Below are 23986 nucleotides of genomic sequence, written 5' to 3'. Positions count from 1 at the left end.
ATGAGCAATCCGGCGCGCCGCTTTCTCTTCCTGCTTTCGAGCACCCGCCGCATGGGCAATTCCGAGCAGTTGGCTTATTGCGCAGCTAATTCGCTGCCGCCCCGTGCCCAGCAACGCTGGATTCATCTGCAGGACCACCCGCTGCCCTACTTCGTCGACCTGCGCCACCACACGCCCTACCCCACGCCCACCGGCAACGCCCTGCTCCTCCTCGACGCCACCCTCGACGCCACCGACCTGGTGCTGGTGGCGCCGCTGTACTGGTACAGCCTGCCCGTGCACGCCAAGCACTACCTCGACTATTGGAGCGCTTGGCTGCGCACGCCCAACCTGGACTTTCGGGAGGCCATGCGGGGCAAAACCCTGTGGTCCATCGTGGTGAGCAGCGGCGACCGCACCGAAACCCAACCCCTCGAAGACAGCCTCGTGCTCACGGCCCGGTACATGAACATGCGCTGGGGCGGCATGCTCTACGGCACCGGTTCGCGGCCCAACGACATTCAGGACGATGCCCGCGCCCTGCAGCAGGCCCAGCATTTTTTTTCTGAATCGGCCCCGGCCCCCGACTCCCGCCCGATGCCGACGCTGGCCACCATGCAAAAAGCCCGCTGATTGCTCGGCGGGCTTTTCTGAGCAGTTTTTATTTCGCGGGCCTGCGGTTGCCGGTGTGGCCGTCGCCGCGGTCGCCCTGGCCTGGCTTGCTGGTCTTTTTCGAGTTGTGCTTGTCGTCTTGAGACAGCGACTTGTGCAGCTCGACCGAGTGCTCAATCTGGCCGCTCTCGTTCCGGCGGATGTAGCGTTTGTCGCCCTCGTTGGGCTCATTCAATTCGCGCTTCGACATGATGGAAAGGGGTTTACGTGGAAAGGTGGAATTCTTCCTACGCGCTGGCTTTCCCGCAAGTTGTCAGGCGTTTTGGGCCAGAAGCTTGGCCACGTACTTGCCCACAATGTCAAATTCGAGGTTGACGGTATCGCCGGGCCGCAACTGCTGGAAGCCGGTGTGCTCGTAGGTGTACGGGATGATGGCCACCGTGAAGCCGTCGTCGGTGCTGTCGAAGCAGGTCAGGCTGGTGCCGTTCACGCAGATAGAACCCTTGTTGACGGTGAGGCGGCCGGGGCCCGGCTCGTGCCCGAACCGGAACAGCCAGGAGCCCTGCTGGTCTTCCACGCTCAAGCAAGTGGCCGTGGCATCGACGTGGCCCTGCACAATGTGTCCGTCGAAGCGGCCCGTGGCGGCCAGGCAGCGCTCCAGGTTGACGTGGCGCCCGGGCGCCCACTGGCCCAGGTTGGTGACGCGCAGCGTCTCGTCAATGGCCGTGACGACGTGCGTGCCGGCGGCTGCATCCACGGCCACCACGGTGAGGCACACGCCGTCGTGCGCCACGCTCTGGTCGATTTTCAGCTCCGCCGCAAAAGGCGAACTGACGGTAAAATGGCGGTTGCTTCCTTGGTTTTCGACGGCAACGACGGTGCCCAGGGCTTCGATAATTCCGGTAAACATGAATGGCAAAATGACGGTGATGGGGCCGACCCGAGCGTTGCGCCAATGCCGGAAAGCAGCCGGACGCAGCGAAAGAGTCAGTTAAAACGCAAAGAACGGCACCCGGTGGCCGGAATGCCGTTCTGTGAATAAAACCGCCGGACGGGAAAAAGGATTTTACTTCTCGACTTTGTCCAGCGCCCTCCAATCGAGTTCGCCGGTTTCTTTGCGGCGCAGGAAATAGCTCTGGTCGTCGTCCTTGTTTTTGCCAAAGGTGAGGTCGGCGCGGCACGAGAGGCACTTCACCGAGGTGTACTTGTATTTGCCTTGCGCCACCCGGCTGGTCAGGTCCAGATTATCGGAGCCGCACAGGCCACAGGCCGCCACATCGGGGAAGCTGAGCCGGTCGTATTCCGCCACGGTTTCGTGCAGGTTGCTGCCCTGCACGGTGAAGTGGAACTGACGGCGCCCGATGCGCTTGGTAATCATCATCTGCAACATTCTACTGCAATAAAACGGGGTTAATTGATGCTTTAAAATTACAAAATATCAGCCTCAAAAACAAGTGAATATCCTGTCAAAACCACATAAAAAAAGGCCCATGCGCGGGCCTTTTTTTACTTCCTAAACGTGAGCTTATTGCTGCACAAATTTCACGGTACGGCGGGTGGTGCCAGCGCTTACTTCGCAGGTGTAAGCGCCCTTGGCAAGGCGTCCCATTCGCACGGGCACCTCGCTGCTGGTGCTGGCACTGAGCCGCTGCTGGGCCACCACCGCGCCGCGGGCGTCGAGCACGCGCAGCGTCAGGGGCTGGCCGCGCAGGTCCTGGGGCAGCACCAGCGTAAGGGCCCCTTCGCCGGCCGGGTTCGGGTACAGGCCCAGGGCCTCGGCGGTGGGGCTGCTGGCGGTGGCGGCCAGCGGCGCCGTGGGGTGCAGGGCGTTGTAGGCCGTCACAAAGTTTGGGATGCCGTAGCCGAGGCTGTTGTCGGGGTTGTTGGCTTGCGACGCGGTGCTGCGCAGGGCCGCAATCACCTGCTGCGCGGTGAGCGTGGGGTTGGCCTGCCAAAAGCCGGCCACCATGCCCGCCAGCACCGGGCAGGCGTACGACGTGCCGTTGCCGCGAAACGCCGCGCCGCTGGGCGAGAGCACGGCCGCCGCCTGGCCCATTGCCGCCAGCGTGGGCTTGATGCGCCCATCGGCCGAGGGCCCAAAAGAGCTGAACCCGGCCTTGTTGCCCATCGAATCGACGGCGGCCACCGAGATGATGGAGTCGGCATCGGCCGGGGCCGAGATGTAGCGCCAGAAATTGTTGCCTTCGTTGCCGGCGGCGCTCACCACCACCATGCCCACGCGGGCCGCCACGGTGGCCGCGCGCGAACTGATGGCCGTGCGGCCGTTCATGGCGGCGTAGGTGTAGGAGCGCGACGGGGCGTCGAACGTGGTGTAGCCCAGCGAGGAGCTGATGACGTCGACGCCGGCCGAGTCGGCGTATTCGGCAGCGGCCAGCCAGTTGGCTTCCTCGATGGGATGCTCCGAGTTTACGTCTTCGGTAATGCAGAGGTGAAACGTGGCTTTGGGCGCGGTGCCGATGTAGAACCCGGCCTGGTTGGCCGCAATGGCCGACACGCAGTTGGTGCCGTGGCTGTTGCGCAGGTACACATTCTTCCCGCCGTCCACGAAGTTGCGCGTGGCCACCAGCCGGTTTTCCTGAAATAGCGGCTGCATGGCCGGAATCTGGTTCACGCCCGGGAAGCCGGCGTCGAACACGGCAATGTGCATGCCGTCGCCGCGGAAGCCCGCGTCGTGCATGGCCGTGGCGCCAATCTGCCGGTCCTGCTGGTAGGCCGGGCCGTACTGGGCGCGGGTGGCCAGCGTGCCGCGGGCGGCCACTGGCGGAACCTGCACGGGAGCCGGCGCGGGCGAGAATTTCTGCTGGCTGCGGTTGAGCGTGGCCGCGCTGCGCACAATGGGCAGCGCCGTGATGCGGGCCAGGGTGACGGAGTCGCAGGCCACCACGGCGGCATTAAACCAGCGCGACGTGTACACCACCTGCGGGCTGCCGGTCAGGTTTTTCACCTGCGTCACGTAGGCCGGGTTCACGGGCAGGTCGCGGGGCAGCACGGCGATACCCTGCTTGGTGCGGCGGGCAATGGCGCGGGCCGACAAAAAGGCCTGCGGCTGGGTGACGGAGTAAGGCGTACCGGCCTTGTCGCGGAAGTACACCAGGTGGCGCCGCACCGTGCCCTGCGCCGCAGCAGGAGCCGCCGCCAGCAACTCAAGCGCCCCGGCCAGCAGTGCCAACCCTAACCATTTACGTGTCGAAAGCGCCATAGAAATGAGCTGAGGCGATGAATGCGAAAAAGAAAACAACCTACTTTACCACGTAGTCAATCAAGGTTTCGTGGCGAGTGCGGGCGCCAAAATAAGAGCCGTCCACGTAAATCTGGACGCTCGTATTGTTGGGGTCGGGGTAATTGAAAAAACTCTTGTTGAAACGGCGCCGAAACACCGGCCCAATGCCTTTGGCAAACACCTGCTGGTAGCCGCTACGCTTGATGAGGCTGTTTTCGGCGGCAGTGCCGGTGTTGTTGGTGGTGAGCGTGGTGCTGTAGGCCTTCCCAGGCAAGCCCGTGGCACCGCCCCCGGTGGTGTAGGCCTGCCCCACCCGGGTATATTGCCGGGTTTGGTTGGTGACGGTATCCTGGGCGCTGTTGTTAAACGCGTTGAGGTTCCACGTGCCCTCGTCCTTCACCGGAAACACCAGCTCAACGGTGCGCACATTGTTGCGGCTGAGGGCCACAAACTGGTCGTTGGCCGTGAGCACAAATACGCTGTCGTCGACCCAGGCCGTAGAGGGCGGCACCATCTTGGCCCGCACCAGGCGGTAGGCCTTGTTGCCCGCGGCGTCGGTGAATGTTTCCGTAATGGTTTCCCGCAGCTTGAAGGCATTCACTGTGGGCACGCTGGGCACCACCACCCGGTTCACCAGCCTGGCTTCGCTCCAGGTTGTGTCGGCCACGGCATAGGTCCAGGAGTTTCCCACGGCCACGGGGTAGTAGGCCTTGTCGGTTTGCGGCGTCACGTCCACCTCGTTTTTGCACGCGGGCAGGCCGGCGGCCAGCGCCAGCCCAACGCCGGAAAGCACAAGAAAGCGGGCGCCAGAAAGGAAGGAAAGCTTGTGATGCATACGCAAACCGATAGACAGGGGAAATGAGGCGTTAGCTGCCGGCTTCCGCCGGAGTCGCAAAAGGTAAGGGGATTTCGCCAATTACGTGCCGTTCTATCCAGCCGCCACCCAGCACATCCTGCCCGTCGTAGAACACGGCGGCCTGGCCGGGCGTGATGGCGTGCACGGGCTCCTCGAAATACACCCGGATTTTGCCGTCGACTTCTTCCAAGAATGCCGGTGCGCCGTCGTGGTTATAGCGCACTTTCACCACGGCCGGCACTAGGCCGCGGCCCGCCAGGCTGGCTTCTTTGCCCATGTTGAGCTTGCCCACCACGGTGGCCGTGCTGGCCAGTTCGTCGTAGTTGCCCAGCACCACCTCGTTGGTATCGGGCCGGATTTCGAGCACAAACGCCGGGTAGCCCAGGGCCACGCCCAGCCCCTTGCGCTGCCCGATGGTGTAGAACGGATACCCCTCGTGCTTGCCAATCACGCGACCGTTTTTGGTCACGAAGTTGCCGCCGGCCACGCGGGCTTCCAGGCCCGGCACGCGGCGGCGCAGGAAGCCGCGGTAGTCGTTGTCGGGGATGAAGCAGATTTCGTAGCTCTCGGGCTTGTTCACCAGCTCGGTGAAGCCGCGGCGGCGGGCCTCGTCGTAGATTTCGGTTTTGCGCATGCCGCCCAATGGAAACAGCGTGCGGCTCAGGCTTTCCTGGCTCACGCCCCACAGGGCATAGCTCTGGTCTTTGTTTTCGTCGAGGCCCTTGCTCACCACGAAGCGACCGGTTTCGGCGTCTTTGCGGATGTTGGCGTAGTGGCCGGTGGCAATGTATTGGCAGCCGAGCTGGTCGGCGCGGCGCAGCAGGGCATCCCACTTGATGTGGGTGTTGCAGAGCACGCAGGGGTTGGGCGTGCGGCCGGCCAGGTACTCGTCGGTAAAATTATCAATTACAAAATCACCGAATTCGTCGCGAATGTCGATGATGTAGTGCGGGAAGCCGAGCGTCACGGCAATGTCGCGGGCGTCGTTGATGCTGTCGAGGGAGCAGCAGCCGGTTTCTTTCTTCGAGCCGCCGGCGCTGGCGTAGTCCCAGGTTTTCATGGTCATCCCAACCACTTCGTAGCCTTGCTCGTGCAGCAGCACGGCGGCCACGCTGGAGTCAATTCCGCCGCTCATGGCGACGAGTACTCTTCCTTTTACTTCGGTATTCATATTGGTGGTGCAATTCACCCGGAGCTTGAAAGGTTCCGGCCGGCACGTGCAAAGGTACGGCCCCGCGCCCGCTGCCGGCGAGCCTTGTGCAACGGCTGCGGGCAAGCCGATTCCACCACCCGGTGCCGCTCACCACGGGTAGTACTGGTTGCCGCCGGCCGGCTTACCCGACATGTTTATTTGCCCCGCCCCTCGATAATAATTTTCAGCGTGTAGAGCAGCACGCGGAAGTCCATGGCCAGGCTCATGTTCTCGATGTAGAGAATGTCGAATTTCAGGCGCTCCACCATCTGGGCCACGGTTTCGGCGTAGCCGTATTTCACCTGGCCAAGGGATGTCAGGCCGGGGCGCACGCGGTGCAGGTGGCGGTAGTGCGGCGCAATTTTCACAATCTGGTCGATGAAAAACTGGCGCTCGGGCCGCGGGCCCACGATGCTCATGTCGCCCTTCAGCACGTTCCAGAACTGGGGCAGCTCGTCGAGGCGCACCTTGCGCATGAAGCGGCCCCACTTGGTGATGCGCGGGTCGTGGTCGGAACTGAGCGCGGGGCCGGCCTTTTCAGCGTCGACGTACATCGACCGGAACTTGATGATGCGGAACGGGTGCCCGTTGCGCCCAATCCGCTCCTGCCGGTAAAACACCGGCCCGGGCGACGACAGCTTCACCATCAGCGCCGTAAAGGCATACACCCAGCTGGCCAGCAGCAGAAACAGCGCCGAGCCCACAATGTCGATGAGGCGCTTGAGGATGACCTGCCACAGGGGCAGCAAATCCTGCTTGATTTCGATGAGCGGCGTACCAAACAAGTGGTTCACCTTCACCGAGCCCAGCAGCATCTGGTACAAGTCGGGCAGGATGCTGACGCGGGCCGGAGTGCCGTCGAGCAAGGTCAGAATGTCCTGAATGAGGCGGTGCTCGCTGGGCTCGATGGCGATGACGATTTGCTCAATCTTGAGGGCCCGCACCAGGGCCGGCAGGCGCTGGTAAGAGCCGCGCGCGGGCAGCTCAGCGGCCAGGCCCGGGTCGATGGTGTCGCCGACGGGCGCAAAGCCCACCAGCCGCAGGCCCAGGTGCCGGCTGGTCCGCGCCAGCTCATGAAACGTACTCAAGGCCAAGGCATTGGAGCCCACCAGCAAGGTGGGAAAGGAAATGCGTCCCTTGCGAATCTGGCGCTGCACGCTGCTCACGGCAATGGTGCGCAAAATGCCCGTGATGAAGAAGTGCAGCAGATAGTACGCCGAGAACGTCTTGTAGTAGGCCCGGTAGTTCACCACGCCCTGGTCGTCGAGCAGCAGGGTGAAAAAGATGACCACTGCGCCGAGCAACGACACCCGCGCCAGCCGGATGATTTCGCCCAGGCGCGACTTGCGGTAGATGTCGCGGTATTCCCCGACTAGGGTGTAGAGAAAGGTCCAGAATACGGCGATGAAAATGGCCGAGCCGGTGAGGTCGAACAGGGCCCCTTCGGTGAAGCGGTAGCCCGTCAGCTCGTTCAGCAAGTATTTGCGAACGAGGTAGAAGCACATCCATGCCAGCAGGGCCGCGCCGAAATCGGCGGCGACCAGTTTGATGTATTGAAAACGGCGGACGAGCTGCAAAACGGCGGACGAGGTAGTATTTTAGCGGCCTGAGGACAAAAACCGCGCCGCGCAAAGGTAGGGCCGTTGCCCATTTGCGGCTGCCGCGCCCCGCTGACGGCCGCCCGGCTTTTTTTTCGACCACCACCCAACCCGCTCTCGCCATTACACCGCTTCCGGACACTTACCGCCACCAGGGCCAGCGGCGCGCCCTCGCCCGCGAGCTGCGCCAGCGCGGCATCCACGACGAGCGGGTGCTGACGGCCATTTCCACGGTGCCGCGCCACCTGTTCTTCGAGCCCGCCTTCGAGGCCCACGCCTACCAAGACAAGGCGTTTCCCATTGGCGAGGGTCAGACCATCTCGCAGCCCTACACGGTGGCGTTTCAGACGCAGCTGCTGGGCGTGCAGCCCAGCCACCGCGTGCTGGAAGTGGGCACGGGCTCGGGCTATCAGTGCGCGGTGCTGCTGCAGCTCACGCCCCACGTCGACAGCATCGAGTTCAACTCAACGCTGTATGCCCGCACCCGGGGGCGGCTGGCGGCGCTGGGCGCCGGCGGGGCTCAGCTGTATTGCGGCGACGGCTCGGTAGGCCTGCCTGCCCGCGCGCCGTTCGACGGCATTCTGGTGACGGCCGGGGCCCCCGGACTGCCCCCGGCGCTGCTCCGCCAGCTGCAGATTGGCGGCCGGCTGGTGATACCCGTGGGCGACAACCAGACGCAGCGCATGGTGCGCGTGACGCGCGAAGGCCCCGAAAGCTTCGTGCGCGAAGAGTTTGAGGAGTTTCGGTTTGTGCCGCTGCTCGGGGCCAGCGGCTGGCGCACCTCCTAAGGGCGGCGGGTGAGCGAAGCAGCCGGCCGGGCGTAACTTGCTCGGCAATGGCGGCCGTCGCGGGCCTGTGCTCCACCCGGTTTCGAAGTCCCGGCGCCGCTTTTGCTCTTCTTCCACCCTCTTTTCAGAACGTATGCTGAAACTGTTACGCATTGCCCGGCACTGGCTGCTCGGCGTGGGCACAGCCGTGGCCCTGGGCCATTCGGCCACCGCCCAAACCCCCGCCGGCCTCACCCGCCGCTACCCCGAGCACCAAACCGGCTTCCGCTGCGCCTTCGACAGCGCCCAGCAGGCGGCCTTTGCCCGGCAGCCCGGCGCGGCGCTGGAATACCAGTCGTTTCTACGCCGGGTGGCCGCCATGCCGCCCGCGGTCCAGGCCCGCCTGCTGGCCACGCCCGACGTGACGGTGCCGATGGTGATACACATCATTCACACGGGGGGCAGCAGCAACGTCACCGATGCGCAGGTGTACGACGCCGTGCGCGTCATCAACGAAGACTTCAGCAAAACCAACCGCGACACGGCCGACGTCATTCCGTTTTTCCGGCCGCGCTACGCCAATGTGGGCTTCCAGATGCGCCTGGCCAAAAAAGACCCCAACGGCAACTGCACCACGGGCATCACGCGCACTTACTCCACTGACACCAACATCGGCGACGACCGGGTGAAAAGCCTTATTGTGTGGGACCAGGCCCGCTACCTCAACGTGTGGGTGTGCGTGAGCGCCAACGGCGCCGGCGGCTACGCTTACCTGCCCTGCTCGGGCGGCTCCGTGGACGGCATCGTGATTCGCAACGCGCAGTTTGGCAGCATCGGCACTTCGGGCGGCAGCAACTTGGCCACTCGCTCCCTCACCCACGAAATCGGGCACTACTTCGGCCTGCCGCACACCTGGGGCGGCAGCAACACGCCGGGCCTGGCCTCCAACTGCGGCATCGACGACGGCATTGCCGACACGCCCAACACCACGGGCATTTCGGGCGGCTGCAACCTGAGCTTCGCGCCCTGCACCGACCCGGCCACGAGCCAGCCCATTCTGGCCAACGTGCAGAATTACATGGACTACTCGTCGTGCACCCGCATGTTCACGCTGGGGCAGCGGGCGGTGATGCGGGCTTCGTTGCAGCTGAGCTGCCGCCAGCGCCTCACCACGCCGGCCAACCTGCTGGCCACGGGCACCAACGACGGCTTTGTGGGCGGCAACTGCGCGCCCACGGTGGCCTTTTTGCCCGCCGCCACGGTCATTTGCGAAGGCAGCACGGTGTCGTTTCAGGACTTTTCCTACAACGCCAACCTGACCGCGCCGGGCACCACCTACGCCTGGCAGTTTCCGGGCGGCCAGCCCAGCACGAGCAACCAGCGCAACCCGGCCGTGACCTACCCCACGGGCGGCATCTACAACGTGACCCTGACCATCACGGCCAACGGCGTGAGCGGCAGCACCACCCGCACCGGCCTGATGCAGGTGATAGGCGGCAACGCTGGCCTGATTGCGCCGGTGGCCGAGTCGTTCGAAAACGCCAATTTCCCCTCCAACTTCGCGGGCATCGACTTGCGCAACTGGTCAACTTCGTCGTCGTCGACGTCGGGCGCGGCCCGTTGGTTGCGCCTGAGCGCCTCCCCCGGCGCCCTGCAAGTGAGCGACGGCACGGCCTGCGTGGCCGTGCGCAGCTCGCTGATTCCGGCCGGCACCCAAACGCGTTTGGTTTCGCCCAACGTCAACCTGAGCGGTTTCACGGCGGCCAACCCGCCCGTGCTCACGTTTGACCGGGCCTACGCCCTGCGCCCCACCGTCGTGAACGAGTACTTGAGCGTGCAGTTCAGCACCGACTGCGGCCAGACCTGGCAAACCCAGCGCAATTTCTTCGGCACCGACCTCAACACCCGCGACACGCTGCGCGTGTTCGGCTTCACCCCCACCGTCGCCTCCGACTGGCAGCGCCTGAGCCTGCCCATTCCGGCCGCCTACCTCACCAGCCGTTTCCAGCTGCGCTTTCAGATGGTGAGCAACGGCGGCAACACCCTGTACCTCGACAACGTGCGCATTGGCCTGGCCAGCGCCCTGGCCAGCCGCAACGCGGCGGCGGCGGGCGCGCTGCGGGTTTTCCCCAACCCGCTCACGGCCGAAACCACCGTTGAATTCAACCTGACGGCGAGCGGGCCCGTGGAGCTGCGCCTCACCGACTTGGTGGGCCGCCTGGTGCAGCCCGTGGTGCTGGCCACCGGCCGCCCGGGTGCCCAATCTTTACCGCTGCTGGCCGCGGGCGCAACCCGGCCGGCTCCTGGTGTGTATGTAGTTGAACTGCGCACTGCCGCAGCACGTTGGACATCGAAAGTGGTGATTCCCTGACCTAGCGCACTGTTATTGAGCCCCGAATTCTGAGCCCGCATTGGGGCAAAGAGGAAAGGGGTGGAAAGGTCAAGGCTGCCATTTGACATGGTTTACGGCAACCTGACTTTTCCACCCCTTTCCCTTTTTCTATGTCAATGCAACGTTACTCCCGGGTGCTGGGCATGGCTTTGGCCTTGCTCACCACCGGGGTTCGCGCGCAAAGCGTGCAGGCCCCCCGCCCCGCAAACTGGTGCGGCACCACAGCCGAACAGGAACGGTATTTTGCGGAGCACCCCGGCGCCCACGAGGCCCAGCAGGCCTTCTACCGCCGCCTCGAAGCCGCGAGCCAGGCGCAGCTGCGCACGGCCGCCGGCCCCACCGCCACCCCCGACGTGACCATACCGGTGGTGGTGCACGTGATTCACGCCGGCGGCACCGACAACATCAGCGACGCACAGGTGCAAAGCGCTATCGACCAGCTCAACCTGGACTATCAGAAGCTGAACCCCGACACGGCGTCCATCATTCCGCTCTTTCGGCCCATTGCGGCTTCGGTGGGCTTTCAGTTTCGGCTGGCCAAAAAAGACCCCAACGGCAACTGCACCACCGGCATCACCCGGCACTACCTGCCCAACCTGACCAACGACCCGCAAAACGGCTCCGTGCAAGCCGTGGGGGTATGGGACCAAAGCAAATACCTCAACATCTGGGTGGTGAACAGCATCGGCGTGGCCACGGCCGGCGGCTTCACGGTCGGCTACGTGTCGCCGCCCAACCAGCCTACCAACCCCCGCGACGGCTTCGTGGTCCGAAACGACTACTTCGGCAACCAGGGCACCAGCAACCCCTCGCGGGCCCTGCTGCGCGGCGCCACCCACGAAATCGGCCACTACTTTGGCCTGGCCCACCCCTGGGGCAGCACCAACGACCCCGGCACCGGCAATTGCACCGGCACCGACAACGTGGCCGACACGCCCCCCACCGACGGCACCTTCAACTGCAACCTCAGCTACGCGCCCTGCGGCCCGATAGCCAACGTGCAGAACTACATGGACTACGCCTCCTGCGCCGTCATGTTTACGCAAGGCCAGCGCGCGCTGATGCGCGCGGTGCTGGCCGCCAACCGCTCCGTGCTGGTTTCGGCGGCCAATCTGGCGGCCACGGGCACCAACGACGGCTTTGTGGCTCCCAGCTGCGCGCCCATTGCCGCGTTTGGCCCGGCACCCGGCTCCGGCACCAGCGTGTGCGTGAATACCCCGGTGGTGCTGCGCGACTACTCTTCCAACTTCACGACTGCCGGCGGCGCCGTGACTTACACCTGGGCCATGCCAGGCGGCACGCCCAACCGGGGCAGCGGCCCCACCGTGACCGTGACCTACCCCACGGCCGGCATCTACACCGTGACCGAGACCGTGAGCAACGCCGTGGGCAGCAGCACCGCCACCAGCTTCATCAAGGTGGAAGGCCCCACGGGCGGCGAGACCGCGCCGTTTGCCGAGTCGTTTGAAGACCCCAATTTCCCCGTGCTGTTTCCGTCGCCCAGCCTGCGCAACTACGAAACCTCCGGCACGACAAGCGCCGGTGCCACCTCCGCGTCGTTTGTGTGGCGCCGCCAGACCCTTGCCACGCCCGCCGATGGCACGGCTTACTTGGTTGTCACCAACCGCACGTACCCGGCCGGCACCACCACCACGCTCATCACGCCCAACATCAACCTGGCCGGGGTGCCCGGCAACGCCACGCTGAGCTTTGCGCGGGCCTACGCCCTGCGCACCGTCACCGACGACAGTCAGTTGCGGGTATCGTTCAGCAGCGACTGCGGCGCTACCTGGACCGTGCCCACGGTATTCGACGCCGCCGCGCTCAACACCCAGGGCCGCGGGCCCGTGGACGGGTTTGTGCCCGCTGCCGCAACCGACTGGCAAACGCTGTCGGTGCCCGTGCCCGCCCAATTTCAGGGCGGCGGGGTGAAAGTCCGCTTTCAGATGGTGAACGGTACGAGTGCGGGCAACAACTTCTTTTTCGATTACCTGCGCGTGTCGGGGCCGCTGAGCACCCGCGCCGACGCGCTGGCCAGCCGCGGCATTGGCGTATTCCCGAACCCGCTCACCAGCGAAACCGCCGTGCACTTCAACCTGGCAGCAGCCACCGACGTGCAGGTGCGCCTCACCGACGTGCTGGGCCGCGACGTGCTCACGCTGCCCGCCAAAACCTACGGGGCGGGCCAGCACGCCCTCGCCCTTACCCCGGCTGGCCACGCCCTGCGCGCCGGTGTGTACGTGGTGCGGATTACGCTCAACGGCGAGCTCTACACCTCGAAGCTGACCGTGGAATAGAGCCGGCCTACTCCTCGGTGAATGCCCGCAAAGCCCTGCCGTGTACACGGCGGGGCTTTTTGCTGGGCTGCCCTCCGCTTGGGTGGCCGTACCTTTGCGAGGCCGCTGCCCGCCGGTTGGCGGTGTTGCAGCTTTTCATCCGTTCCGTTGCCCCTTATGCGCAAGCAAAAACCCGTCGCCGACTCCTTCGTCATCATGACCGAGCTGGTGCTGCCCAACGACACCAACACCCTCAACAACCTCATGGGCGGCCGCATGATGCACCTCATGGACATCGCCGCCGCCATCTCGGCCCAGAAGCACTCCAACCGCATCGTGGTCACGGCGTCGGTCGACAACGTGTCGTTTCGCGACAGCATCCGCCTCGGCAACGTCGTGACGCTGCAGGCCCAGGTCACGCGCGCCTTCAGCTCCAGCATGGAAGTGCACATCGATGTGTGGGCCGAAGACATTCCCAGCGGCACCAAGATGAAAACCAACGAGGCCTTCTTCACCTTCGTGGCCGTCGACCAGACCGGGCGCCCCATCGACGTGCCCGAAGCCGTGCCCGAAACCGAAGAGGAAATTCGCCTCTATGACGGCGCCCTGCGCCGCCGCCAGCTGCGCTTGGTGCTGGCCGGCCGCATGCAGCCCGCCGAAGCCAAAGAGCTGAAAGCCTTGTTTGCGCTCGAATAAAACCCGACGCCGAAGCGTATTTTCGCTGCCTCACTTAGCCCGTTTGCCATGTCTGCCGAAAAGCTGGCTTTCCTGCAAAATTTCTACACCGACGTGACGCTTTACGTGCCCGCCGAAGCGGCGGCACCCACGCCCCCGGCGGCCCCGGTGGCCGCGCCCGTCAACGCCGCGCCCTCCCCGCCCAACCGGCCCGAGCCAACCAACCCGCTGGACAAGCCGGTGGCCCGCCCCGGCCTGCCCAAATCCATTCCCACGGCCAGCCAGGTGCAGCTGGCCGGCCGCTTGGCCGGCGCAGCCCTGCCCGAACCGACGCCCGTGGCCGCACCGCCCGCGGCACCCGCGCCCGCCAACGTGCCGCCCGTAATGCTCACGCCATTCACCACGCTGGGCGACAACGCGCAGGGCGTGGTGCTGCTGTTCCGCCTGCCGCAAGAGCAGTTTGTGAAGCTGCACCGCAACGTGTTCCTCAACAAGATGCTGCAGGCGCTGAACATGGTAATGGCCGACGTGGTGCTGGTGAACGTGGAATCGGACCTGCCGGTGGCGCTTGCCAACCTGCGCCGCGAGCTGGCCGCCACGCACATCATCGCCTTCGGCAAAAACCTGCTCGACACGACCATTCGCAACACTCAGATTTACGAACCCGTACTCTTCCCCAGTCTCAACCTGGCTTACTTAGCGTCGGCCACCGTCGATTTGGTGGAGTACGACGTGAGCCTAAAAAAACGGCTTTGGCCCGGTCTGCAGCGCATGTTTGCCTAATAAAAAAGCCTCTCCATTGCTGGAGAGGCTTTTTTATTAGGGTCTGTTGGCCCGACGATGTAGCCATCGAGCCGGGGCCTTAATTTACGTTGGCCTTCACTTTCAGCACCTCGGCCAGCTTGGCGGCCAGGGCTTCGCCGCGCAGGTTTTTGGCGATAATTTTACCCTGCGGGTCAATCAGGAAGGACTGCGGAATGGCTTTCACGCCGTAGGCGGCGCCCGCCACGCTGTTCCAGCCGGCCAGGTCCGATACGTGGTTCCAGGTCAGGCCGTCGGCGGCAATGGCTTTCTCCCATTTGGCCTTGTCCTGGTCGAGCGACACCGAATAGATGGTGAAGCCTTTGTCTTTGAACTGGTTGTAGGCCTTCACCACGTTGGGGTTTTCCTGGCGGCAAGGGCCGCACCAGCTGGCCCAGAAGTCAATCAGCACGTACTTGCCGCGCAGGCTGCTCAGGGCCAGCTTGTTGCCCTGGGGCGTGGGCAGGTTGATTTCCGGGGCCTGGGTGCCGGGGGCGGTGGCGCGCAGCGGCTCCAAGCGGGCCGTGAGCTCCTTCGTGAACGGCGACGACGGGTTGGCTTTGCGCTGCACGCCGGCCACGGAGTCAGCAAACGCGAATTCTTCTTCCGGATTGAGGAAGGCGCCCACCGCGAACCCGCTGGCCACGGAACCGGCATTGCGCCGGATGAGGCCTTTGATTTTCGCCGAATTCTGAGCCTGCAGCGTCATGTACTGCCCTTCGATGGCTTTCATCTCGTTGGTTTTGCCGGCCTGGCCGGCGGCGTTGTAGCGCTGGCCCAGGCTTTCCATCTCGCCGCGGCTGCCCTGCATCACCTGCGTGAGCTGGCGCAGCAGCTCGGCGTCCTTGCTGCCCTTCACGGTGTAGGACATGGGCAGGCTTTTGGCGTCGCCACTCAGCTGCACGTGCGTTTTGTTGTCGAGCAGCAGCAGCACCTGGTTGGCATCGTCGAGCTTGAGCTGGAAAATGCCGGGCGTGAGGGCCGTGCCTTTCAGGGTAAACTTGCCCGAAGCGTCGGTTTTGGCCTGGCCTTTCTCCACAAACTGGTTGGAGGTGAGCTCCGACAAATGCAGCACCGTGCCGGCGGGGGCGTTTTTGAGCTGGCCCGACACCTCGTAGCCGTCGGCGGCCTGCGCGTTCTGGCAGGCGTTGGCCATGCCCAGCACGGTGGCGGCAAGGAAAACAGATTTAATCATAGGATGGCGCATTTGGAGCAAAGGGCAATTGACAGTGGGCAATGGGTTCGGCGGCGGCGCATGACTAACCAGCAGCTTCCTAACGAACCTCTTCGGGGTTGACGTTCAATAACAGCTGCCGGAAAATGTTTATTGCCTGCCGTTACATAATCGGGGTTATTTATCCTTCCAGGGCGGTGCGCAGCAGCTGGTTGGCCAGCTTGGGGTCGGCTTTGCCGCCGGTCAGCTTCATGAGCTCGCCCATGAACATGCCCGTGAGCGACTTCTTGCCGGCGCGGTACTCGGCCACTTTGGCCGGGTTGGCGGCCAGCACTTGCGCCACGAGGCCTTCCAGCTCGCCGCTGTCGGCCTTCTGGAGCAGGCCGAGGCTTTCGGCAGCGCCGGTGGCGTTGGCGGTGGGGTGCTCCAACAGGTGCGGAAACAACTGCTTGCTGGCCACCGAGTAGTTCAGCTTGCCGGCGTCAATCAGCTCGATGATGCCGGCCAGCTGGGCGGCGTCGAGCGGGAAGTCGGCCATGGTGAGGGCGCGCTCGTTGAGGTAGCTCTTCACCGGGCCCATCACCCAGTTGGCGGCGGCTTTGGCGTTGGGCGTGAGGCGGGCCAGCTCGTCAAAATACAGGGCCACGTCCTTCTGGTCGATGAGCACGGAGGCATCGTAGTCGCTCAGGCCCAGCTCGCCGGTGAAGCGCGAGTAGAGCTGCTGCGGCAGGGCCGGCAGCTCGGCGGCCACGCGGTGCAGCCACTCGTCCGAAATCACCAGCGGCGGCAGGTCGGGCTCGGGGAAGTAGCGGTAGTCGTTGAGGGTTTCCTTGCTGCGCTGGCCGTTGGTGGTGCCGCTGGCGGCGTCGAAACCGCGGGTTTCGCTGTCCACTTCCTCGCCGGCTTCGATGATGGAAATCTGGCGCTCCACCTCGTAGGCGATGGCGCGCTGCACGTTGCGGAAGGAGTTCATGTTCTTCACCTCCACCTTCATGCCGAACTTCTCGGCGCCTTTCAGCATCACCGAAATGTTGGCGTCGCAGCGCAGCGAGCCCTCTTCCATGTTGCCGTCGCAAATGCCGAGGTACTCCACCAGCTTCTTGATTTCCATCAAATACGCGTAGGCCTCCTCGCCGGTGCGGATGTCGGGCTCGCTCACAATCTCGATGAGCGGCACGCCGGCCCGGTTCAGGTCGACCAGGGTTTCGGTTTCGCCGGCCAGGTGCATGCTCTTGCCCGCGTCTTCCTCCATGTGGATGCGGGTGATGCCGATGGACTTGGTGCTGCCGTCGGCCAGGCGAATGTCGACGTGGCCGTCGTAGCAAATCGGGGTTTTGTCCTGCGTAATCTGGTAGCCCTTGGGCAGGTCGGGGTAAAAGTAGTTTTTGCGGGCAAACAGGTTGTCGCGCCGAATCTGGCAGTTGGTGGCCAGGCCCATTTTCATGGCAAATTCCACGGCCGTGCGGTTCACTTTGGGCAACGTGCCGGGGTGGCCAAGGGTGATGACCGACAAATTGGTATTGGGCGCAACGCCGTACTCATTCTCGTCCGACGAGTACATCTTGCTGTGCGTGAGCAGCTGAGCGTGTACTTCGAGGCCGATGACGGGTTGGTACTTGGCAAGGGTGGCTTCGTCCATATCTAAAAAAGCGGGGTACTAAAGGCTATCAGGCCTTAAAGGTAACGGCTGCGGCAACGCCGGGCACCACCGCCGGCGCGGGCAGCTCCCCTGCTCGCTCCATTCCGATGAGCCCGGCCGGTTATCGGGTGCGGTACATTGGGTAGCCGCGCTGGGGAAAGGGCGATTGCCGGTTCATCATCACATCGTAGTAGATGGGCACGGTGAGCAGGCTGGCGGTGGGCTGGCCGTCGCGCCGGCCGGGCAAAAATTGGCGCTTGAGCTGCGGCACGGCCCGCAGGGCGGCGGTTTTTAGAAATTCGTCGGTGCCCTGCACCACGCGGGCATCGGTCACGCGGCCGTTGGGGGCCACGGCCAGCTCCACCTTCACCTCGCGCCGAAAGTTGCCCTGGTACCACATCACGCGCTGGTTGAGGCGGTACATCGCGGCGGTTTCCTCCTTGTTGAGCTTGATGGCTTTGCTGAGCTCCTTCACCAGCTGCTCGCCCCCGCCGGGGTACAGCGGCAGCTGCTCATAAGCAAAATAGGGCACCAGCGTGCCGTTGGGGGCATAGCACGAGCCCACGCCGCACTTGCCGTTCACGTACTGGTCGCGCCGCTTGGGGGCGCCGTCGGGGTAATAGGTGAGCAGCTCGCCGTGGCGCACGCCGCGCACGTAGTCTTCCTTGGTTTTCATCGAGCCGTCTTCGTACCAGGTGGTGAGCGTGCCGTACAGCACGCGGCGGTTCACGTCGGCATACGGCAGGTACTGCATCAGCCGGCCCGAGGGATAATACACCCGGGTCACGCCGCTCACGCTGTCGCGAAACGTAGTTTCGGCGCAATACGCCAGCGAATCGGCCGAAGTACTGGGCGTAAAGTCGGCAGCGTAGAACACGGCCGGCGGCTGCGGCGGCGCAGGGGGCGGTGCGGGCGCCACCACCGGTGGTTCGGGCGCGGGCACTGCTTCGGGCGCGCCTTCTGCCACCTGGGCGTGCCCGACCAGCGGCAGCAGCCCCAGCAAACAGCCCCACCAAATGGAAGTGGTTTTCACAGAAGTTCAGATTTGAGCAGCAATTTACCGGCCTGCGTTCCCGCCGGTACGGCGGAGGCGTCGGAGTGTACCTGTAAGGTACGAAAGCCATCGAAATCGGGGGGCACGCCAACCCATTTTTATCACCCCAAAAAAGCCAGCCGCTGCATGGCAACGGCTGGCTTCTCAAGTCGTGACTTCCGGCAGCGGGTTAGTCGTTCATCACCGGCACGTAGGTGTCCATAAAAGCCGCCGACGTCTTGTTGTAGGCTTCGTTGAACTTCTGGTTCTGCGTATTGTAGGCGTTGATGTTGTTGTTGATGGTTTGGGCGTCGACTTTGGTGAGGTGGTCTTTGTTTTTCAACAGCTCCGCAATCTGCACAAACTGCTTGGCGCACATCACCACGTACAAGTTGGCCAAGTCGCGGGCCGCGTTGCGGTAGGCCACGTCCTTGCCCCGAAACGCCGGCACCGCCGACAGCTCCGCGGCCGATTTCTCGGCTTCGGCGGCCAGGGTCACGCGGGCGGCCTCGAAGGCAGCGGCGTCCTGCGAGTTGAGGGCGTCGGTGAGCTTGGCGCTGGCTTTCTGCACCCGGAAATACGGCAGAAAAACCTGGTGCTGGTACTTGTTCACGGCCGACACCTGGCGGGTGTACTCGGCCAGCTTCGCCGACTCTTTGCTGCTCTCGATGCTCATGCCGAATTGCTTGGCGAAGCGCTTCTGGGCGGCGTTCACGCTGTCGTCTACCACGGCCAGCTTCTTTTCGGCCACTTCCTGGGCGTCGAAATAGCGCTGCATGGCCTCGAAGCTTTCGGTGCGGGTGGCGGCCAGCGCGTTCACCTGCTTGTAGTCGGCCGAGTACACCTCCAGCATGGTCTTGAAGGCGTTGAGGGCGCTGGTGCGCAGCTCGGTGTTGCCTTTGTAGGCGGCGGGCATGCGCTGCACGTTGGCCACGGCCACCTTGTTTTGCTCCACCACTTCGAGGCGGCGGTTCTCAATCTTGCGGTCGTTTTCGCTGTGGGCGGCCTTGCTGATGTAGCGCAGGTTTTTCTTGAGCAGTTCCACCTGCTCGTTCACGATGGCGTTGTTGTAGCTGGCCGGGTCCGAAAAAGTTTGGGCCGCAGCGGGCAGCGCTAAGGCCGAGAAAACACAGCCAACTGCGAGTTGGGTAAAAAAGCGCATAAGCAAAATGAGTTGAAGTTGTGGGAATTGGACTAAAACAAAGTTGCCACTTGCCGGCAGTTCTCCAACCCCTCGCCCCTATTTTTTTGCCGTTTTTCCTATTTGATGCGGAACGTGACCGGCACCGTGAACGACACCGACACCGGCTCGCCGTCCTGCCGGCCCGGCGCGAAGGACTTGAGCTGCTGCACGGCACTCACGGCGGCATCTTGCAGGGCCCGGTAGCCAGTGGCTAGCTTGGCCGGCACCGCGTCTTTGGCCGGCTCCACGGGCGCGATGTTCTTCACCTGCCCGTCTTTGCCAACCACAAATTTCACTTTCACGATGCCATAGACGCCCTGCCGCAGAGCCACGGCCGGGTAGCGGGTGTTGAGCTGCACGTCCCGCGTCACGGCCGCTTGGTCGCCGGGCGCCACGGAATACACCGGCATCTGCTCGTAAGGGTAGTACGGGACCGGCTTGCCGTCGGGCCCGAAGCATTCGCCGGAAGTCGGCTGGTCGGGCGCGTGGTGGTCGCGGCGTTTCAGCGTCCCGTCGGCGTAGTACGTCACCAAATCGCCCACCACTTTGCCCGCCTTATAGGTGGCCTGAAAGCGTAGCTGGCCATTTTCGAAATATTCGCTGGCCGTACCGTGGCGCAATGAATGGCGCAGGTCGGCGTAAGGCGTAAATAGCTTGAGCTTGCCCGACGGCAGGTAAAACGCCCGCACGGTGCCGCCAACGGTGTCCCGAAACGTAGTGACGCGTTTCTCCGCGGCCCCTGCTTCCGTAAGAACTTGGTGATGGTCGGCGTCGAAATATTTGGTTTCGGCGGGCGGTGTCGGGGTTTGAACAGGTGGCGAGGCCTGGGCGTGGGCCACGGCGGTTACGCAGGCCATGCTGGCGGCCAGCAACAATCGAAAATACATTTGAGACGGGTAGATTTCCCGTAAAGAAGCTGAATAATTACGCAGCAACAGACTTACCGAATGGAAAACGTGATGGGCACGGTATAGAAAACGTCCACTGTTTCGCCGTCGTGCTCGCCGGGTGTCAGCCGGCCAAGGGACGCCACCGCCGACAGCACCGTGGCATTAAAAACCGGCGAGGGAGTTTTGACAATGCGCACGTTGCGGACGAAGCCGCAATCGTCGACCATGAAGCTAACGAGCACCCGGCCCGTAATCTGCGAGCGCAACGCTTCCGCTGGGTAACGCACGGCTTGCTGCACGGCCTGCACAATGGCGGCGTCGCCCCCGCCCCCACGCATGGCCGGCATTTTGGAATGCTCCTTGTTATAAGCGGCGGTAAAAGGCAGGCCGTCTGGCCCGAACCCTTCGCCTTGGGCGTCTTTAGGCAAGTCGTTGCCCATGGGCGTGCGGAAGCGGACCTTGCCGTTGCGATAAAACTGCTGGTAGTAGCCCACGGGGCCGTCAACTTTATACTCGCAGCGGCTTTTGAGCTCGCCCGTTTCATAAAAGCTCGTTTCGGAACCGTACTTGATGCCGTAGGCAAAATGCAGGTAGGGCACCACCCGCCGCAGCTTCCCCGACGGATAATATACCCGCACGGAGCCGCCCACGCTGTCGCGGTAAATCATGTCTTCGCGGTGGTCGGCCCCTTCTGCGGTGTTGATGGGCCGGCCCAGGGCGTCGAAATAAACCGTGTGGATAGGCGGGATAACTGCCGCCGCGGAGGCCGCCGCTGCGGGGGCCGCCGTTTGGGCCACAGCTGGAGAAACACAAGCCAGGAAAACGGGAATCAGTAGCCCGGGTAGAGTAGCGCGCATTGCCGGAGTAGGTAGAATAAATGGATAAACCGCTATGGCCTGCACACGAAGCGGCCGGTTTGACGAAGCTAAAGCATACGCCTTGCTCCATCGCCAAACCGGCCGCCCAATTCGATTTGCTGGCTGCTTACAGGGCTTTGCTCACCGCCTCTTCGGCCTTGGCAATGGCGGCTTTGAGCCCTTCCGCGTTCTTACCGCCCGCCGTGGCGAAGAACGGCTGCCCGCCGCCGCCGCCCTGAATTTCCTTGGCCAGCTCGCGCACCAGCGTGCTGGCGTTGAGCGTGCCCGCCTTGGCAGTTTCATCGTCCAAAATGACCGCCAGCTGGGGCTTGCCATCGATGGTTGCCCCCAGCACTACCGCCAGCGGCGCGGGCGCGGCCTGCCGCACCTCGAAAGCCAGCGTTTTCAGCGAATCGGCGGAGCCGGCGTGCACGGCAGCAGCCAGGAAGTGCAAGCCGTTGGGCAACTGCTTGATTTGGGTGAGGAGCGTCCGGCGCTGGGCAGCCAGTTGCTGCTGCGTGAGCTGGTCCAGCTGCTTGCGCAGGCTGGCCATCTCATCGCCTTGCTTTTCCAAGGCGGTGAGCAAATGCTGGGGGTTGCCGAGCTTTTCGCGCACCTGGGCCAGCAGGTCGAGCTGCGCGTCCACGTAGGCTTCGGCCGCGCCGGCCGTCACGGCCTCGATGCGGCGCACGCCGGCGCCTACAGCGCTTTCCGCCGTGATTTTGAAGTAGCCGATGCTACCGGTGTTCTGCACGTGCAGGCCGCCGCACAGCTCCACCGAATAGTCCTTGTCGAAGGTGATAACGCGCACGAAGTCGCCGTACTTCTCACCGAACAGGGCCATGGCGCCCAGGTTTTTGGCTTCGGCAATGGGCACGTTGCGGCGCTCGTCGAGCGGGATTTGCTGGCGGATGCGCTCGTTCACGATGGTTTCAATCTCGCGCAGCTGCTCGTCGGTCACTTTGGTGAAGTGCGAGAAGTCGAAGCGCAGCAGCTTCTCGTTCACCAGCGAGCCTTTCTGCTGCACGTGGCTACCCAGCACGTTGCGCAGGGCGGCCTGCAGCAGGTGGGTGGCCGTGTGGTTGTTGCGAATCAGGTTGCGGCGCACCACGTCCGGCTGGGCCAGGAATTCGGCTTCCAAATCCTGCGGCAAATCCAGCGTGGTGTGGATGATGAGGTCGTTTTCCTTCTTCGTGTCAATCACGCGCACCTTGCTCAGCATCGACTCCAAGTAGCCGGTGTCGCCAATCTGGCCGCCGCTTTCGGCGTAGAACGGGGTCTGGTCGAACACGAGCTGGTACTCGGTTTTGCCCTTTTTGTCGATTTTGCGGTAGCGCAGCAGGCGGGCCGTGGCCTCGTCCTGGTCGTAGCCCACAAACACGTTCGGGGCATCGGTTTCGGTCACGGTTACCCAGTCGCTCTGCTCGGTTTCCTGGGCGTTGCGGCTGCGGTTTTTCTGCTGCTCCAGCTCCTTTTTAAAGCCGTTCTCGTCCACGGTCAGGCCCTTTTCGCGGGCAATGAGGGCGGTGAGGTCGAGCGGAAAGCCGAAGGTGTCGCTCAGCTCAAACGCGGTTTTGCCGTCGATGACGCCGCCGTTGGCGCGGGCGCTTTCTTCCAGCGCGTCGAGGCGGCGCAGGCCGGTTTCCAGCGTTTTCAGGAAGGAAATCTCCTCTTCCTCAATCACGCGTTGCACGAAGGGCACCTGCTGGTGCAATTCCGGGAAAATCCCTTTCATCTGGTCGGCCAGCACGGGCACCAGCTTGTAGAGGAAGGGCTGCTTCTGGTTCAGGCTCGAAAATGCGTAGCGCACGGCCCGGCGCAGGATGCGGCGAATGACGTAGCCGGCCTTCACGTTGCTCGGCAGCTGGCCGTCGGCAATGGTGAAGGCGATGGTGCGAATGTGGTCGGCGATGACCCGGATGGCGATGTCCGTTTTCTCGTTTTCGGTGGCCGGCTGGTCGTTCACCGTGGCGGGCGCGGTGCCGTGGTATTCCAGGCCTACCTCTTTGGCAATGAACTGGATGAGCGGCTGGAACACGTCGGTGTCGTAGTTCGACTTCACGCCCGACACGGCCATCATCAGGCGCTCGAAGCCCATGCCGGTGTCCACGCTCTGCTCAGGCAGCTTGATGAGGGACTTGTCGGCCAGGCGCTGGAATTCCATGAACACGTTGTTCCAGATTTCCACCACCTGCGGGTGGTCGGCGTTCACCAGCGCGCGGCCGGGCTTGGCGGCCCGCTCATCTTCCGAGCGCAGGTCGATGTGGATTTCGGTGCACGGGCCGCAGGGGCCGGTGTCGCCCATCTCCCAGAAGTTGTCCTTCTTGTTGCCGGGCAAAATCCGGTCGTCGGTGGTGTATTGGCGCCACAGGTTCTGGGTTTCGGTGTCGGCGGCGGTGCCGTCGGCCTGGTCGCCTTCGAAATAGGTGACGTAGAGCCGGTCTTTTTCCAGCTTGTACACCTCCGTGAGCAGCTCCCAGGCCCAGGCAATGGCGTCCTTCTTGAAGTAGTCGCCAAAGCTCCAGTTGCCCAGCATTTCGAACATGGTGTGGTGGTAGGTGTCGTAGCCTACTTCTTCCAGGTCGTTGTGCTTGCCACTCACGCGCAGGCACTTCTGGGTATCGGCGATGCGCTTGTAGGGCGCGGGCTTATTGCCCAGGAAATAGTCTTTGAACGGGGCCATGCCGCTGTTGATGAACAGCAGCGTGGGGTCGTCTTTCACCACAATCGGGGCCGAGGGCACGATGTGGTGGCCTTTGCTGGCGAAGAAATCAAGAAACTGCTGGCGAACAGTGGAAGCGGTGGGGAGTGACATGAAGCT

20 protein-coding genes are annotated in these 23986 nt (G+C 63.6%); 6 read left to right on the top strand and 14 right to left on the bottom strand.

What is annotated here, in order from left to right; all coding sequences use genetic code 11:
- A complete protein-coding gene (locus IC234_RS03880) occupies positions 1-612 on the top strand; it encodes an NAD(P)H-dependent oxidoreductase (protein ID WP_190922506.1) in 612 nt (203 codons plus the stop codon).
- A 28-nt stretch (positions 613-640) separates the two neighbouring features.
- Here IC234_RS03880 and IC234_RS03875 read toward each other — a convergent pair whose 3' ends face one another.
- The 7 genes from IC234_RS03875 to IC234_RS03845 all read right to left on the bottom strand — a co-directional run bounded on the left by IC234_RS03875 (position 641) and on the right by IC234_RS03845 (position 7457).
- Positions 641-841, bottom strand: coding sequence for a hypothetical protein (locus IC234_RS03875; RefSeq protein ID WP_190922505.1), 201 nt, complete (start codon positions 839-841; stop codon positions 641-643).
- A 63-nt stretch (positions 842-904) separates the two neighbouring features.
- Positions 905-1501, bottom strand: coding sequence for a riboflavin synthase (locus IC234_RS03870; protein ID WP_190922504.1), 597 nt, complete (start codon positions 1499-1501; stop codon positions 905-907).
- A 156-nt stretch (positions 1502-1657) separates the two neighbouring features.
- The gene (locus IC234_RS03865; RefSeq protein WP_190922503.1) at positions 1658-1972 is read right to left on the bottom strand and encodes a hypothetical protein; all 315 of its coding nucleotides are present in this window, start codon (positions 1970-1972) and stop codon (positions 1658-1660) included.
- Positions 1973-2116: 144 nt separating this feature from the next.
- Positions 2117-3811 carry a S8 family serine peptidase gene (locus tag IC234_RS03860; protein ID WP_190922502.1) on the bottom strand — a complete coding sequence of 565 codons (1695 nt, stop codon included), beginning with the start codon at positions 3809-3811 and terminating at the stop codon, positions 2117-2119.
- A 40-nt stretch (positions 3812-3851) separates the two neighbouring features.
- Positions 3852-4625 (bottom strand): hypothetical protein, encoded by a 774-nt coding sequence (locus IC234_RS03855; RefSeq protein ID WP_190922501.1) that lies wholly within the window; start codon positions 4623-4625, stop codon positions 3852-3854.
- 73 nt (positions 4626-4698) lie between these two features.
- Positions 4699-5859, bottom strand: a complete 1161-nt coding sequence (mnmA, locus tag IC234_RS03850; RefSeq protein ID WP_190922500.1) for a tRNA 2-thiouridine(34) synthase MnmA — start codon at positions 5857-5859, stop codon at positions 4699-4701.
- 176 nt (positions 5860-6035) lie between these two features.
- Positions 6036-7457, bottom strand: coding sequence for a sugar transferase (locus IC234_RS03845; protein WP_223827446.1), 1422 nt, complete (start codon positions 7455-7457; stop codon positions 6036-6038).
- Positions 7458-7600: 143 nt separating this feature from the next.
- On the opposite strand from IC234_RS03845, the gene IC234_RS03840 reads away from it, so the two are divergent.
- The 5 genes from IC234_RS03840 to IC234_RS03820 all read left to right on the top strand — a co-directional run bounded on the left by IC234_RS03840 (position 7601) and on the right by IC234_RS03820 (position 14371).
- Positions 7601-8266 carry a protein-L-isoaspartate(D-aspartate) O-methyltransferase gene (locus IC234_RS03840; protein WP_190922651.1) on the top strand — a complete coding sequence of 222 codons (666 nt, stop codon included), beginning with the start codon at positions 7601-7603 and terminating at the stop codon, positions 8264-8266.
- A gap of 133 nt (positions 8267-8399) precedes the next feature.
- Positions 8400-10616 carry a M43 family zinc metalloprotease gene (locus IC234_RS03835; RefSeq protein ID WP_190922499.1) on the top strand — a complete coding sequence of 739 codons (2217 nt, stop codon included), beginning with the start codon at positions 8400-8402 and terminating at the stop codon, positions 10614-10616.
- A gap of 137 nt (positions 10617-10753) precedes the next feature.
- Positions 10754-12934 (top strand): M43 family zinc metalloprotease, encoded by a 2181-nt coding sequence (locus tag IC234_RS03830; RefSeq protein WP_190922498.1) that lies wholly within the window; start codon positions 10754-10756, stop codon positions 12932-12934.
- Between the two features lie 156 nt (positions 12935-13090).
- Positions 13091-13609: an acyl-CoA thioesterase gene (locus tag IC234_RS03825; RefSeq protein ID WP_190922497.1), complete on the top strand. Its 519-nt coding sequence runs from the start codon at positions 13091-13093 to the stop codon at positions 13607-13609.
- A 48-nt stretch (positions 13610-13657) separates the two neighbouring features.
- On the top strand, positions 13658-14371 hold the full coding sequence (locus tag IC234_RS03820) for a hypothetical protein (protein WP_190922496.1): 714 nt from the start codon (positions 13658-13660) through the stop codon (positions 14369-14371).
- A gap of 79 nt (positions 14372-14450) precedes the next feature.
- On the opposite strand, the gene IC234_RS03815 is transcribed toward IC234_RS03820, so the two are convergent.
- The 7 genes from IC234_RS03815 to alaS form a co-directional block, all read right to left on the bottom strand.
- Positions 14451-15584: a TlpA disulfide reductase family protein gene (locus IC234_RS03815; protein WP_190922495.1), complete on the bottom strand. Its 1134-nt coding sequence runs from the start codon at positions 15582-15584 to the stop codon at positions 14451-14453.
- A 160-nt stretch (positions 15585-15744) separates the two neighbouring features.
- A complete protein-coding gene (gene gatB, locus IC234_RS03810; protein ID WP_190922494.1) occupies positions 15745-17202 on the bottom strand; it encodes an Asp-tRNA(Asn)/Glu-tRNA(Gln) amidotransferase subunit GatB in 1458 nt (485 codons plus the stop codon).
- 121 nt (positions 17203-17323) lie between these two features.
- Positions 17324-18235 (bottom strand): energy transducer TonB, encoded by a 912-nt coding sequence (locus IC234_RS22130; protein WP_190922493.1) that lies wholly within the window; start codon positions 18233-18235, stop codon positions 17324-17326.
- Positions 18236-18425: 190 nt separating this feature from the next.
- On the bottom strand, positions 18426-19397 hold the full coding sequence (locus IC234_RS03800) for an LIC11966 family surface protein (protein WP_190922492.1): 972 nt from the start codon (positions 19395-19397) through the stop codon (positions 18426-18428).
- Between the two features lie 98 nt (positions 19398-19495).
- A complete protein-coding gene (locus tag IC234_RS03795; RefSeq protein ID WP_190922491.1) occupies positions 19496-20305 on the bottom strand; it encodes an energy transducer TonB in 810 nt (269 codons plus the stop codon).
- A gap of 53 nt (positions 20306-20358) precedes the next feature.
- On the bottom strand, positions 20359-21105 hold the full coding sequence (locus tag IC234_RS22125; RefSeq protein WP_190922490.1) for a TonB family protein: 747 nt from the start codon (positions 21103-21105) through the stop codon (positions 20359-20361).
- A 187-nt stretch (positions 21106-21292) separates the two neighbouring features.
- Entirely contained in the window at positions 21293-23980 is a 2688-nt protein-coding gene (alaS, locus tag IC234_RS03785; RefSeq protein WP_190922489.1) for an alanine--tRNA ligase, read from the bottom strand.
- Positions 23981-23986: the final 6 nt, after the last annotated feature.

This window comes from Hymenobacter armeniacus, assembly GCF_014699055.1.
Taxonomy (GTDB): Bacteria; Bacteroidota; Bacteroidia; order Cytophagales; family Hymenobacteraceae; genus Hymenobacter; species Hymenobacter armeniacus.
Note: the sequence above shows the minus strand (reverse complement) of the source record. Positions and strands in the feature narration are given on the sequence as shown.